The sequence below is a fragment of the Microbacterium sp. 10L49 genome (genome assembly GCF_056395125.1).
On sequence record NZ_JBFTIW010000003.1, the window covers coordinates 273,201 to 286,140 of the forward strand.

The 12,940-nt window shown below is 70.2% G+C and carries 11 protein-coding genes; 2 read left to right on the forward strand and 9 right to left on the reverse strand.

The genetic code is table 11. The annotated features are described in order from the left end of the window. The first annotated feature begins 40 nt into the window (after positions 1 to 40). The gene (gene arr, locus AC1DCT_RS09175) at positions 41 to 451 is read left to right on the forward strand and encodes an NAD(+)--rifampin ADP-ribosyltransferase (RefSeq protein ID WP_477428693.1); all 411 of its coding nucleotides are present in this window, start codon (positions 41 to 43) and stop codon (positions 449 to 451) included. 59 nt (positions 452 to 510) lie between these two features. Here arr and AC1DCT_RS09180 read toward each other — a convergent pair whose 3' ends face one another. From AC1DCT_RS09180 to AC1DCT_RS09190, 3 genes are read right to left on the reverse strand one after another with little or no spacing between them, the layout of a single operon-like run. Continuing rightward, positions 511 to 1,200 carry an aspartate/glutamate racemase family protein gene (locus AC1DCT_RS09180; protein WP_477428695.1) on the reverse strand — a complete coding sequence of 230 codons (690 nt, stop codon included), beginning with the start codon at positions 1,198 to 1,200 and terminating at the stop codon, positions 511 to 513. Between the two features lie 43 nt (positions 1,201 to 1,243). Continuing rightward, the gene (locus AC1DCT_RS09185) at positions 1,244 to 2,104 is read right to left on the reverse strand and encodes a metalloregulator ArsR/SmtB family transcription factor (protein WP_477428697.1); all 861 of its coding nucleotides are present in this window, start codon (positions 2,102 to 2,104) and stop codon (positions 1,244 to 1,246) included. Beyond that, the gene (locus AC1DCT_RS09190; protein ID WP_477428699.1) at positions 2,101 to 2,571 is read right to left on the reverse strand and encodes an SRPBCC family protein; all 471 of its coding nucleotides are present in this window, start codon (positions 2,569 to 2,571) and stop codon (positions 2,101 to 2,103) included. Before AC1DCT_RS09190 ends, AC1DCT_RS09185 begins: the two co-directional genes overlap by 4 nt. A gap of 79 nt (positions 2,572 to 2,650) precedes the next feature. Between AC1DCT_RS09190 and AC1DCT_RS09195 the strand changes: the two genes are divergently transcribed. Beyond that, positions 2,651 to 3,232, forward strand: a complete 582-nt coding sequence (locus AC1DCT_RS09195) for an HhH-GPD-type base excision DNA repair protein (protein ID WP_477428701.1) — start codon at positions 2,651 to 2,653, stop codon at positions 3,230 to 3,232. A gap of 78 nt (positions 3,233 to 3,310) precedes the next feature. On the opposite strand, the gene AC1DCT_RS09200 is transcribed toward AC1DCT_RS09195, so the two are convergent. Genes AC1DCT_RS09200 through AC1DCT_RS09225 form a run of 6 tightly spaced genes read right to left on the reverse strand, consistent with a single transcriptional unit; the run spans position 3,311 to position 12,854 of the window. Further along, positions 3,311 to 4,921: a family 20 glycosylhydrolase gene (locus tag AC1DCT_RS09200; RefSeq protein ID WP_477428702.1), complete on the reverse strand. Its 1,611-nt coding sequence runs from the start codon at positions 4,919 to 4,921 to the stop codon at positions 3,311 to 3,313. Next, positions 4,918 to 6,147, reverse strand: a complete 1,230-nt coding sequence (locus AC1DCT_RS09205; RefSeq protein WP_477428704.1) for an endo-beta-N-acetylglucosaminidase H — start codon at positions 6,145 to 6,147, stop codon at positions 4,918 to 4,920. Before AC1DCT_RS09205 ends, AC1DCT_RS09200 begins: the two co-directional genes overlap by 4 nt. Positions 6,148 to 6,204: 57 nt before the next feature. Then, complete coding sequence (locus tag AC1DCT_RS09210; RefSeq protein ID WP_477428706.1) at positions 6,205 to 9,693, reverse strand: GH92 family glycosyl hydrolase; 3,489 nt, start codon at positions 9,691 to 9,693, stop codon at positions 6,205 to 6,207. Next, the gene (locus AC1DCT_RS09215; protein WP_477428708.1) at positions 9,690 to 10,604 is read right to left on the reverse strand and encodes a carbohydrate ABC transporter permease; all 915 of its coding nucleotides are present in this window, start codon (positions 10,602 to 10,604) and stop codon (positions 9,690 to 9,692) included. Before AC1DCT_RS09215 ends, AC1DCT_RS09210 begins: the two co-directional genes overlap by 4 nt. Then, the gene (locus AC1DCT_RS09220) at positions 10,601 to 11,569 is read right to left on the reverse strand and encodes a carbohydrate ABC transporter permease (protein ID WP_477428710.1); all 969 of its coding nucleotides are present in this window, start codon (positions 11,567 to 11,569) and stop codon (positions 10,601 to 10,603) included. The genes AC1DCT_RS09215 and AC1DCT_RS09220 overlap by 4 nt, the downstream gene beginning before the upstream one ends. Beyond that, on the reverse strand, positions 11,547 to 12,854 hold the full coding sequence (locus tag AC1DCT_RS09225; RefSeq protein ID WP_477428712.1) for an extracellular solute-binding protein: 1,308 nt from the start codon (positions 12,852 to 12,854) through the stop codon (positions 11,547 to 11,549). The genes AC1DCT_RS09220 and AC1DCT_RS09225 overlap by 23 nt, the downstream gene beginning before the upstream one ends. Between the last annotated feature and the right edge of the window lie 86 nt (positions 12,855 to 12,940).

A 12,940-nucleotide genomic window follows, 5' to 3' on the forward strand; every position in this document is an offset into this window, starting at 1 on the left:
GGCCCACGACGAAACGGGCCGGCGTGGCTAGCCTGAGACGGTGAGCAACGTGACAGACGAGGGTCCCTTCTTCCACGGCACCAAGGCGGATCTGCAGCCCGGCGAGCTCCTCACGGCGGGGTTCCGGTCGAACTACCGGCCCGAGATCGTGATGAACCACATCTACTTCACCGTGCTGCGCGACGGGGCAGGCCTCGCCGCAGAGCTCGCCGCCGGCGACGGCGCACCCCGGGTGTACCAGGTCGAGCCGACCGGGGAGTTCGAGGACGACCCGAACGTCACCGACAAGAAGTTCCCAGGCAACCCGACGCGCTCCTACCGCAGCACGGATCCGCTCCGCGTGGTCGCCGAGGTCGACGACTGGACCCGCCTGACGCCCGAGGCGCTGCAGGACTGGCGCGACCGCCTGGCATCGCTTCTCGCCGACGAGCGCGGCGAGATCATCAACTAGCCGAAACGATCAGCACACGCGACAGGCGCTCTCCGTCGGAGCGTCGCGATGACGGGTGCTCAGAGACCGGCGGCTTTCAGGGCGGCCGCGACGTGCAGCGCCGTCGTCGGGAACACCGGCACCGGTGCGTCCTCCTGCCTGATGAGGAGCTCGATCTCGGTGCAGCCGAGGACGATGCCCTCGGCCCCCGCGGCGACCAGCTTCGCGATGACGTCGCGATACTTCTGCCGTGACTCCTCGGTGACGATGCCTTGCACGAGTTCGTCGTAGATGACGCCGTGCACGATCGCCCGATCCTCCGTGTCCGGGATCAACGTGGTGATCCCGTGCACGGCGAGGCGGTCGCGATAGAAGGCCTGCTCCATCGTGAAGGCGGTTCCGAGCAAGCCGACCGTCCGCAACTGCGCGTCGCGGATCGCTTCCGCCGTCGTGTCCGCGATGTGCAGGAAAGGAACGCTGATCGCGTCGGTGATCCGATCGGCGACCAGGTGCATCGTGTTCGTGCACAGGACGACGAGCCCCGCACCGGCGGCCTCGAGACCTTTCGCATGGGCGGCCAGAACGTCGCCCGCCGCCTCCCAGTCTCCGGTTGCCTGCATCGCTTCGATCTCTGCGAAGTCGAGCGAGTCGAGCAGGATGGGAGCGGAGTGGAAGCCGCCGAGCTCTGCGCGGACCTTTTCATTGGCGAGCCGATACCAGTCCAGCGATGATTCCCAGCTCATGCCTCCGAGGACGCCGATCGTCTGCATGCCTTCACGCTACTGCCGGATCCGAGGACGCGTCGCCACCCGCTCAGTCCACGGATCCGGCGCCGAAGTGCGCGGCGAGCGCGGCGAGCAGCTGGGTCCAGCCGGGCTCGAGCCCCGCGACCGCGGCGACCGCACCGGGCTGGACTGCGGTCGCCTCGATGTGCAGCTCAACCGTCGTCGCGGCGTCATCGCCGCTGAAGGAGACCGTGTGCACGGCGTCGAACATCGGCGCACCCGTCTCGTCGACCGGCGCGAGCGCGAAAACGAGCGATCGTCCCGGATCGGTCTCGAGCACGCTTCCTTCCGAGCGATAGATCGCGCCTCCCGGCTCGCCGAGCGTGAAGCGGATCGGCGCACCCGGTTCCGGAGCGATCGCGAGCTCACGGACGTCGAAAAGCGGCGGCGCCCACCACCGTGCGGCGATCTGCGGGTCGGTCCAAGCGCGCCACACCGCGTCGACAGGCCCATGAATCGCGGCGCGCAACGTCACGCTCCGGTCCTGTCCAGGATCCGCCTGCGTCTGCACGATCGCCTGATCGTAAGCCTGCAGCGCGTCATCGTCGGGGCCGGTCTGCGCCCATCCCCCGAGATGTGCGGCGAGCATCGCGAAGGAGCTCCGGTTCAGGCTCGCCACCCGGCGGCGGCCGAGTCGGTGGATCGTGATCAGGCCGGCCGCCTCGAGCGCCTGGAGGTGCTTCGTGGTCTGCGGCTGGAGCGCGCCGATGGCCTCGGCCACGCCGCCGACCGTGGCGGGGCTCGCGGCGAGGACTTCCAGGATGCGGTACCGGGTCGGCTCGCCCATCGCGGCGAAGGCGCGCTGGGGATCGGACCCGCCGCCAGGACCGCGATCGGGAGCTGCGTGCGGGGTGAGCGGCGTGGCCGACCCCGCGGATCCGGCGGTCATACCGCGGCGACGAGCGCGGCGAGGTTGTCCAGCTCGTTCGCCCGACCGGCGAGCAGGCGCTGCGTCCACACCTCGTCGTGCAAGGGCTCCACGTGCATGACGATGCGGGTACCGCCGTCCTCTGCCGGGTGCAGCTCGACCTCGGTGAGCTGCTCGTACTCGTCCTGGCCGGGCACGAAGTCGATGATCGAGGCGTAGGCGAGCCGCGTCGGCTCCTCGATCTCGGTGAAGCGCTTGCGCGACGCCGTGGACAGCGGCATCCCGTTCTGCTCCATGAAGGCCACCTGCTCCGGCGCGACGGCCGTCATCGTGTACTCGAGCGCGCCGCCGGGGCGCAGGTCGAGGGCGGTCACGTCGGTGCGGAAGCCGTCCGGCGCCCACCAGCGCGAGATCCCCTCGGGGGTGGTCCAGAGCTCCCAGACACGCTGCGGAGAGGCGGAGACGCTGCGTTCGATGATCTCGTTCATGGATCCATGATGCATTCGTCTAGACGAATATGTCAATCACTTTCTCAGGAGAATCCTCGGGCGATGCGAGACTGGATCCATGGCCCTTCACATCACCGGAGACACCGCCGCCGACGCTCTGCTGTCGGACAACCCTCTCGCGCTGCTCGTGGGCATGCTGCTTGATCAGCAGGTCGCCATGGAGACCGCGTTCGCCGGACCGCTCAAGATCGAGCAGCGCACCGGCGCGACCGACGCGGCGACGATCGCCGGCTACGACCCTGACGAGTTCCTCGCCGCGTTCAAGCAGACGCCGTCGGTGCACCGTTTCCCGGGGTCCATGGCCGCGCGCGTGCAGACGCTGTGCCAGGTGCTCGTCGATGACTGGGGCGGGGAAGCCGCGAACCTGTGGACCGCGCCCGACGCGGCAGGGAACGCTCCCGACGGGGCCGAGGTGCTGCGCCGTCTGAAGACGCTGCCGGGGTTCGGCGAGCAGAAGGCCAAGATCTTCCTCGCCCTGCTCGGCAAGCAGTACGGCTACACCGGCGCCGGCTGGCGCGAGGCGTCCGCGCCGTACGGCGAGGACGGATCCTTCCGCTCGGTCGCCGACATCGTCTCGCCCGAGTCGCTCACGAAGGTGCGCGAGCACAAGCGCGCGATGAAGGCCGCCGCCAAGGGCTGACCGGGATCCGACCCCTCCAGGTCGTTGAGCGAGGACGAGCGGAGCGAGGCCGAGACGAAACGTCGCCACCTCGCGAGATCACCGCGTTTCGTCTCGCTTCGGCTGCGCCGATGCTCGCTCAACGACCGGGGGCTCTCCGATCGCGGCGTCAAGCGTCGCGAACCCTTCCAGCGACAGGGCGGATCCGGCATTCCACGCCCGCTCCGCCATCGCACGCAGCGGGCCGCGGATCCCTTCGGCGACCTCGGCAGGCGTCTGCGCATCCGGCCGATCCGACCACACGGCGAACAGGGTGCCGAGCAGCAGCGCGGGATACGGACGCGTCAGCTCCTGCCGCACGGTGCTCTGCCCCTCGGACCCCCACAGGGCCGGGAACAATCCGGGATGCCAGTCCGCCTGCCAGATCCGCGCCGCCGTCGGGTAGCGGTAGCCCGCGTTCTCGCCGAGCACGTAGTAGAGCAGCGCATCGTTGACATTGACCAGCCGATGCTCGGCGGCGACCGCATCGGCGACCGGGCGCATGTGCGCGTTCCAGTTCGTCCACCACGTCAGCACGACCTCGGCATCCAGCCATTCCGCGGTGCTGCGCAGCAGGCCGTCGTTCCACGCGCGCGCCCCGAAGCCGCGCTCCCGCAGATGCGCGGCGACGCGGTTGACGAACGCCGTGAGCAGGTCGAATCCGGTGCCGTCCGCGCCGTAGCGTTCGACGGCCGCCGCGGCGAGCGCGGGGTACTCGGCGATGCGATCGAAGTCGACGAACTCGTCGCCGCCGAGGTTCCAGCGCGTGCTGTGCGGGAACACCGGGGTCATATCGTCGATCAGGGCGAGCGCGAAGCGGACCGGATCCTCACGCGTGATGTCGAGGGCGTGATCGGTGTCGAGCCCTGCCGCCTCCGGCAGCCGCAGCTCGGGGTGCGCGCAGAGCGCATGCCGCAGATGACCCGGCATGTCGAGCGACGGGACCAGGTCGATGTGCAGGTCGCGGGCGGTCGCGACGATCTCCGCGGCCTCGGCCCGGGTGATCCGGTCGGCGGAGACGATCTCGGGAAAGGCCTTCGACTCCAGCCGGAAGCCCTCGTTCTCGGAGAAGTGCCATTGGAAGACGTTGACGCCGATGTCCGCCGCGGCGTGCAGCTGTTCGATGATCCACGCGGCCGGATAGTGCTTGCGCCCCGCATCCAGGTGCAGCCCGCGCTCGGCGACGGCCGGCATGGAGATCACGACCCCGCGCGGCACCGCGCCCTGAGCGCGGAGGTTGTGCAGCAGTTGCCGGGTCGCGCGGAACACGCCCACCGGCGACGCGGCGGTGATGGTCACGTCATCGGCGATGTGGATCCGGAACGACTCGTCGGAGAGGGCGTCGCGTTTCGCCTCACGCCGGTTGCGCCGGTCTTCGCTCGACGATTCCGGGGGTGCGCCGGTCGATGGCGTGAGCTCGACCCGGGAACCCCGGCGCTCCGCCGCCAGCGGCGTGAGCGTGAGTCGCAGCGCGGGATCGGCGGCGGTATTCGCTGGTGCGATGTCCACGGCCGCCAGCTCGGCCTCGATCCGCGCGGCCTCGCGACGAAGGGCCGTCGTGGCCGCCACGACCCGCACCCGCTTCGGCGCCCAACCCCCGCCGGTGGGGCGGAACGACGTCGGCTGCGGGATCGCCCGCCAGCCCACGTCGTTCCGCTCCAGATGGGTCACGAGCAGGCAGGCACTGCGTACGGCAGTTCGATCGTGCTGGTGCGCCCGTCCGCGGCGGTCACGCGCAGGCGTGCCAGTCCGTCCGCGGTCATGCCCGCGCCGAAGCGCTGAACGACCGTGCGACTCGCGCCCGGTGCGATGTCCGCGAAGGCGCGGGATCCGGCCTGCGACTGCGCCTCGACCCCGAGCGCGGCAGAGTCGTCGTTGCGTGCGGTGAGCGTGAGCTTGACCTGGCCGCCCGCGCACGTCGCCGTGGCGGCCCCCTTCACGTCGAACCAGGGCGCGCGGTACGCCGTCGCGTGCCCCGTGAGCGGCTGGGTGATCCCGGAGAGGAACGCGGAGTGATCGCCGGCCGTGAGGTTGTAGGTCACGAAGACGCCGAAGCCCTCGTCGACGGTGCGCTGCGCGTACTGCGCCGCCAGACCCTGCTGAGAGGGCTGAGTGAGGTCGATCGCAGCCGCACCGGCACGGTCGGAACCGATACCGGGGATCTGCGGCGGCTCCCACGCGCCGTAGTACGGGTTCCAGGCGTAGTCGAGCAGCGATCCCGCCTGCACGCCGTCGTAGACCGTGCGCTCGGCCGATGGTCCGATGTTGTACAGCGTGAGGAGCTTGTCCGGGCCGAGCTTGGCGCGCAGCGCCGTGACGAGCTGCACGAACGACGCGTCGTTCGGCTGGCCGGTGCCGTTCTTGCCGTACTCGGCCCACTCGTCGTCGAAGTCGACGCCGTCGAGGCCGTACTGCTGCACGACCTGCGCCACCTGGTCCGCGAACGCGCTCGCCGCCTCCTGCGACGGGAAGTTGGCGAACCCGGCACCGCCGTGGTTGCCGAGGATCGACAGCAGCACCTTCGTGCCGCGCTGCTGCAGCGGGCGGATCTGATGCTCAGCGTCCTGCAGTGTCTCGGTCACGCGGTCGTTCAGGGACAGATATGCCTCACCCTTCGCCACGTCGTAGTTGATGTTCGCGGCGAAGATCATCGCCATGTCGAACGCGGGACGCTGGGTGCCTTCGAGGGTGTAGTCGGCGACGTTCGCCATGTCGTTGCTGTTCACCTCGACGTACACGACGCGCTTCGGATCCGCGTCGGCGGGGGCGGCGGGAATCGGCTTGCCGGCGTGCGCGGTGACCGCGGCCGCCGGTATGGCGGCCAGCACGGCAGCGGCCAGCACGGCACCGACGGCGGTGCCCGCGGCGGCGCGCCGGAGGGATCGGGGAATGCTCATGGTCTTTCTCCGTCTCTGCTTCGTTGCATGTGGTGGGAGGATCCGGCCCGGCATGGATCAGCGCGCCGGTTGCGGATCCTCCCGGACGTCGACCGCGGGATCCCCGAGGTCGAACAGTTCGATCTGCCGCAGCGCCACCGGCGACACCGCGCGCACGCGCAGCATCACGGTGGCCACGGAGGCGGCGAACGTGAACGGCACGGTGCGGTCGGCGGGCAACTCCTCGCGGTGCGTGGTCGCGACCGGGATCCAGGTCTCGCCGTCGGCGCTGCGTTCCCAGACCAGCGCGTCGGCGGGCGTCGTCGTGACAGCGGTGAGGGTGACGTCGGTGACCGTGGTCGGCGCGGCGAAGCGCCAGCCGACGGCCTCGCCCGCCGCGAGGGGGACGGCCGCGTCGGCGCCGTCCGCGAAGAGCGCCGCAGCGTCGTCCGGCCCGAACGGGGCGCCCGGCGATCCGGCGCGTTCGGCGCCGGGGACTTCGACGGGTCCGGTGAGATCCGCGCGCCACCCGGGAGCGCCGAGAACCGCATGGTTCGCAGCATTCCGAGAGGCGGCAACGCCGGAGCGGGCCCCCGCGTCCGCGCTCGAGCCGCGCGGCTGCCACAACGGCGAGCCCGCGGCACGGGCCGGATCGGCGGTCAGCACGACGTCGAGCACCGCGTCCGCGCGCCGGTCCAGCACCCGGACGTCGAGCAGCGGCCGCTCCAGCAGGGTGCCGTCGAGACGCACCTCGACGAGCAGCGCCGCATCGGGGCTCTCCCGTCGCGCGCGGATCCGTAGCGTCCGCCCGTCTGCGCGTCGCACCGTCACGTCGTCGAGCAGTGGTGCGCCGATCCGCAGAACTCCTGCGCCGAGCTCGAGCGGGTACAGGCCGAGCGCGGCCCACAGCCACCACGCGCTCAACTCGCCGTTGTCCTCGTCGCCGGGGAAGCCCTGCGCGATCATCGCGCCGGTGAAGAGCCGCCGCGCGAGAGCGTGCGCGGTTGCGCCGGCGCGCCAGGGCTCGTCGCCGAACACGTGCATCCACGGGATGTGGTGCGCCGGCTGGTTGGAGATCGCGCACATCCCCGAGCGCAGCGCCCTGGCCTCGCGCTGCTCGTGGATCACCGTGCCGTATGTTCCGCCGGATGCCGGATCCGCTGTTTCGGGCTCGGCGAGCAGCCGGTCCAGGTGCGCGCGCAGGCCGGCCGGTCCGCCGTGCAGCGCGGCGAGTCCCGCGCCGTCGTGCACCGGGCTGACGGACATGCCCCAGGCATTCGTCTCCACGTAGTCGCCGCCCCACACCCGCGGGTCGAACGGTCCGGCGGAGAAGGATCCGGATCCGTCCCGTCCGCGGAAGAACCCGGATGCGGGGTCGAACAGCGCGCGGTACGACAGCGCGCGGTTGCGGAACGAGCGGGCGAAGGCACGCCACCGCGCCCGTGCGGACGGATCGGCGTCGGGATCCGCGGCGAGCGCCTCGGCCAGGCGTGCGACACCGGCATCGCTGATCGCGTTCTCGATGCTCCAGCTCATGCCCTCGTGCACAGACGAAGGGATCCACCCGAGGAAGCGGCCCGCACCGATCCCCTTGCGTCCGCAGCGCGGATCCGCGGAGGGCTCGGACGCGTTGCGCCAGGCGCTCTCGAACGCGTCGGCGGCGGCGAACGGCAGGCCTCGGCGCGCGGCGTCGGCGAAGATCTGATCGCTGGACGTGCCCACCATGCAGTCGACGTAGCCGGGAGCGCTCCACCGCGCCATCCAGCCGCCGTCCCGCCACTGCCGCAGCAGCCCGTCGAGCATCGCACCGGTGCCGGCCGGATCCAGCATGCCCAGCATCGGCCACGCGGTGCGATAGGTGTCCCAGTACCCGTTCGTGACGAAGGCCGCGCCGTCGCGCACGACCGCGCCGGTCTCGTCCTCTCCGTGCGGCGCCGCGGGCGCGGTCGCATCGGCGTAGCGCGGCACGGGGCGCTCGGCGGTGCCGGTGTTCTCGTCCATCCGGCACGGGTACAGGTGCAGGCGATACAGGGCCGAGGCGATCCGCGCGGCGTCCTCCTCGTGCGCGAGGGCACGGCCCGCGTGCGCGTCGGCCGGCAGGGGCGGGATCCGCACAGCGCCGAGCAGCTCGTCCCAGCGCGCCTGCAGCGCGTCGCGCAGAGCGTCGAACGAGACCGTGTCCGGCAGCTCGAGCGCGAGGGTGCGCTCGGCCTGCGCGATCGACAGGTACGAGAGGCCGATGCGCACCTCGATTGCACCACGGCCGGCGACGTAGCCGGCGACCCGCTCGTGACCCGCGTCGGCGAGAGGGCCGGATGCGACGGATCGGCGCGCGCGGGGCCCCGCGTCCGGGCCGGATCCTTCCGCGTCGGACCGCGGGACGACCCTTCCGGCGAAGTATGTGCGGGGCGGGTTCCCCCAACCCGCCTCCCCCTCGGGAACCCACCCGGTGAACGCGGTCCCGTCGGCGGAGAAGGTGAGGCGCCCCTCCGCCCCGATCTGGTCGAGCACGAACCCGACGACGCTGTCGGGATCCTCGGCGGCCACCCGGAACGCGCCGCCGTGGTCCGTCGCTGTGACCTCCAGCCGTATCCGGTCCGCGAGCTCGGCGGTGTAGACGTGCGGCCGCGCCCGCTCGGTGCCCGGCACGATCCCGCGCCGCCGGGCCGCGCGGTCGGAGTGCGGCTCGCCGGTGAACGGCATGAGCTGCAGAATCCCGTGGTCTCCGATCCAGGGGCTCGGCTGATGCGAGAACTGCACGGCCTCGAGCCGGCGGACCCCGACACCCGCCTCGTCCGGATCGTCGTGAAGGGACGGCCGGTACGGCCACCGGGCGTCGCCCGCGTCGGTGGCCGGCGTGAGGAAGCAGAATCCGTGCGGGGCCGCCGTGATCGGGATCGTATTGCCGCGGGAGAACCGCGGCCCGGCGTGGCTGCCGCGGCGGGTGTCGACGCGCTCCGCGGGCGAAGGATCTGCGCCGGGGCGTGCGGGCGCCTCCTCGATGCGCACCTCGACGAATCCGGTGACCTCGCCCCCGGCGCCGTCCGCCGCGGGCGCCGGGGCGCCGGGCACCGGGGCACCGGGCGCTGCGGCGTCCGGTTCCGCGAGGCTCGGCGCGCCCAGCACGACCTCCACCTGTCCGCCCCTGCCGACGTACGCGCCGAGCGCGACCGAGTCGGCGTTCCACTGCTCGGGCATCGCCCAGGCGGCGTCGAACTGCGCCTGCGCGCCGAGGGCGAAGCCGTACCGGTCGCGCACCTCCGCGTCGTCGCTCAGCCGGGTCCCGTCGTCGAACACCACGTCGACGGTCACGGCGAGCGCCGCATGCGGGGCGACGGCCGCTGCGGGCCCGTCGGCGTAGAACGCCCAGTGCAGCACCGCTCCCGGACCGAGCGCGATGCTGTCGTTCCGCGGCAACGGGATCCGCTGCACGCCCTGGCCGGGTGCGAGCCGGAAGGCGAGCACCTCGCCGCCCAGCACACCCGTGCGCGGGCGGGAGGACGGCGGATCCGCCGGCCCCTCGGCCGGCCGAAGCGCCTCCCCCGCCCGCGGCGCGGTGCCCGTCATCCCTTGACCGCCCCCTCCTGGACGCCGGAGAAGAAGAACCTCTGCGTCACGGAGAACAGGATGATGATCGGAACCAGCGCAATGATCGTTCCTGCCGCGATGAGGCGCGGATCCGGAGAGAAATTGCTGTTCAGATACGCCATTCCCACCGTCAGCGTGTAGTTGTTCGGATCCGTGATCACCATGAGCGGCCAGAGATAGTCGTCCCAGGCGCCGATGAATGTGAAGATCGCGACCACGCTGACCATACCCCGCACGTTCGGCCACACGATGTGCCGGATCCTCTGCCAGGTGGTCGCACCGTCGACGGTCGCGGCATCCAGCACCTCTGCCGGGATCATCCGGCATGCGGTTGCGACCAGGAGCACGTTCATCGCCCCGATCGCACCGGGCAGGATCACTCCCCAGAGCGTGTTGGCGAGCCCCAGCCCGTTGATGGTGAGCAGGTTGGATGTGACGGTGACCTCGCCGGGCAGCAGCATCGTGGAGAACAGGATGCCGAGGGCGATCCCTTTTCCGCGGAACTTCATGCACGCCAGCGCGTAGCCGCCGAAGACCGCGAACACGACGTTGGAGATCACCTGCACCACGGCGACGAACAGGGAGTGCCACGCGTACTGGTACACCGGGATGAAGTCGGTGACCTTGGTGTAGTTCTCCAGTGTCGGCTGCGTCGGGATGAGGTTCGGCGGGAACGTGTAGAGATTCTCGCCGGCCCCTTTGAACGACGTGGACAGCTGCCACAGGAACGGGCCGATCACGAGGACCAGCACGATCACGAGCAGCACGTAGCGGAAGACCAGCCCGCCCACGGTCGGCTTGCTGATGTCCCCGGCTCCGCCGGTGCGGAACAGCTTCTCCCTGGCCGGCTTCTTCGAACCCTCCTGGACGATGGCTGCGGTGGCGCTCATGAGTTCGCCCTCTTCTCGCGGTTGAGCAGGGCGATCGCGACGAGCGGGATCAGAGTGAGCAGGAAGAGCACGACGGAGATCGCCGCCGCGTAGCCGAGATTGCCGTTCAGGCCGGATCCCGCCTGGCGGATCATCATCACGATCGACATGTCGTACCCGCCGGGTCCTCCGGTGTGATGCGAGAGCACGTCGAGTTCGGTGAAGATCCTCATCGCCGAGACGGCGATGAGGACGGCGATCAGCAGCATCGCCCCGCGCACGCTCGGGATCGTCACGCTCAGGAAACGGCGGAACGCGCCTGCTCCGTCGAGCATGGCCGCTTCGTGCAGGTCCTTGCCGACATTGCCCAGCGCGGCGAGGTACACGACCATGTAGTACCCGACGCCCTTCCAGACGGTCAGCAGGATCGCGCAGGCCAGCAGCCACCAGCGGTCCACGAGGAACGCGACGGGCTTGTCGGTGATGCCCATGAACTGCAGCGTCTGGTTGATGATGCCCTTGCTGTCGAACAGCCAGCCCCAGATCAGAGCGACGACAACGACCGAGGCGATCACCGGGAAGTAGAACGTCGTGCGGAAGAACGCGATACCGGGAATCTTCTTCTCCACCAGCAGAGCCAGCAGCAGCGGCAGGATCGTCAGCAGCGGTACGCACACGATGACATAGATGGCGCAGGTGAGCAGCGCATACCGGAACTGGTCGTCGCCGAACAGCTTCACGTACTGGTCGAAGCCCACGAACTCCGGGGTGCGCAGGGGCCTCGCGTTCGTGAAGCTCAGCACCACCGTGTTCAGGAACGGCCAGAGCGCGAACACCGCCACCCAGATCACCGCCGGACCGATCAGCAGCCACGGCGTGTACCAGCGGTGCGACTGGACCGGCCCGCTGCGCCGGCGGAGGCCGGCGCCCGAGGCGCCGACCGCCGTGCGGGTCAGAGGGCGTTCACTTGTCGATGCGGTTGTCATTCGCGTTCTTCACGATCTTGTCCAGCGCCTCCTTGGGCGTGATGTCGCCGCGCACGGCGAGCGCCATCTGCTGGTTGAGGAACGTGGTGTCGGCACCGGTCCACTGGTAGGGAGTGGCCTTGGCCTCGGGGAGCGCGGCGAACATGATCTTCATGGCCTCGGCCTGCGCGGGCGGCACGTTCGAGTCGCTCTCGACGGCCTTGACGACCTCGTCGGCACCGCTCGCGGTGCCAGGAGCGAAGCCGATCGCGAGCTTCACGAACGCGACCTGGTTCTTCTCGTTCGTCGCGAACTCGGCGAACGCGAGCGCCGCCGCCTTGTTCTTGGAGTCGGCCGAGACGTTCAGCCCCTGCACGAACAGCGGCGGGACCCCCGGACGCGCAGACGCGGCGGTCACGTCGACGAGCGTCGGAGCCTTGGTGCGCAGGTCGCCCGCGAATCCGGATCCGCCGGTGGAGTAGGCGACCTTGCCCTGCAGGTACATCTCCGCGTTGCCGGAGTAAGTGCCGCTCAGCGCCTCCGGCGGCATCGCGCCCGCCTTGTAGGCGTCGGCGTACTTCTGCACGATCTTCTCGGCCTCGGGCGTGTTGAACACGAAGTCGCCCTTGTCGTCCATCACCGGGATCCCTGCCGAGACGAAGGTGTCCAGGCCCGGCATCGAAGAGACCAGCATGACTTTGCCCTGCGAGTCGGTGGCGACCTTCTTCGCCAGGTCGAGCCAGGCATCCGTGGTGGTCGGGAGGTTGTCCTTGGTGACGCCGTAGGCCTTCAGCTGGTCGAGGTTCCACCAGGAGAGGTCGCTGCCCGTGTACCAGGGCAGGCCGTAGGTGCCCTTGATCCCGGTGTAGCTGCTGTACGCCTCCCAGCCGCCCTTGTTGTACTTCGCCTCGAGCTTCGGATCCGCTTCCGCGAGATCCAGGAGCTTGTGCGCAGCGACCAGCGGGTAGCCGATGTCCGGAGGCAGGTTCAGCACGTCCGGCAGGGTGTTCGAGTTGGCCTGGCTGAGGATCTTGTCCTGGTAGCCGTCGCCCGGCTGATCGAGCCACTCGACCTTGACCTTGGGATGCTCCTTCTCGAAGTCCTTGATGAGGCTCTCGAAGTACGGCGAGAACTTCTCGTTCTTGAGCGACCAGGTCTGGAACTTGATCGTGCCGCTCAGCTCGCCGGAGGTGTCGATCGCGCCTCCACCGCCCGCGGCGGAACCGCCGGCGCCCCAGGTGCAGGCCGTCAGAGCGAGGGCTGCGACTGCGGCGATCCCCACCGCGATGCTTGCTCGGAATTTCATGGACATTCTCCTTCGAAGTGGTCCTGCGGGTCCGTCGCCTCTCGGCTTCGGAAGCCCATCGCTAAAACGCTATAGTGTGCCTACTA

Excerpts from the sequence above, each read along its gene's own strand:
- AC1DCT_RS09180 (WP_477428695.1), bottom strand. The coding sequence starts at position 1,200 with ATGCAGACGATCGGCGTCCTCGGAGGCATGAGCTGGGAATCATCGCTG.
- AC1DCT_RS09185 (WP_477428697.1), bottom strand. The coding sequence starts at position 2,104 with ATGACCGCCGGATCCGCGGGGTCGGCCACGCCGCTCACCCCGCACGCA.
- AC1DCT_RS09190 (WP_477428699.1), bottom strand. The coding sequence starts at position 2,571 with ATGAACGAGATCATCGAACGCAGCGTCTCCGCCTCTCCGCAGCGTGTC.
- AC1DCT_RS09195 (WP_477428701.1), top strand. The coding sequence starts at position 2,651 with ATGGCCCTTCACATCACCGGAGACACCGCCGCCGACGCTCTGCTGTCG.
- AC1DCT_RS09205 (WP_477428704.1), bottom strand. The coding sequence starts at position 6,147 with ATGAGCATTCCCCGATCCCTCCGGCGCGCCGCCGCGGGCACCGCCGTC.
- AC1DCT_RS09210 (WP_477428706.1), bottom strand. The coding sequence starts at position 9,693 with ATGACGGGCACCGCGCCGCGGGCGGGGGAGGCGCTTCGGCCGGCCGAG.
- AC1DCT_RS09215 (WP_477428708.1), bottom strand. The coding sequence starts at position 10,604 with ATGAGCGCCACCGCAGCCATCGTCCAGGAGGGTTCGAAGAAGCCGGCC.
- AC1DCT_RS09220 (WP_477428710.1), bottom strand. The coding sequence starts at position 11,569 with ATGACAACCGCATCGACAAGTGAACGCCCTCTGACCCGCACGGCGGTC.
- AC1DCT_RS09225 (WP_477428712.1), bottom strand. The coding sequence starts at position 12,854 with ATGAAATTCCGAGCAAGCATCGCGGTGGGGATCGCCGCAGTCGCAGCC.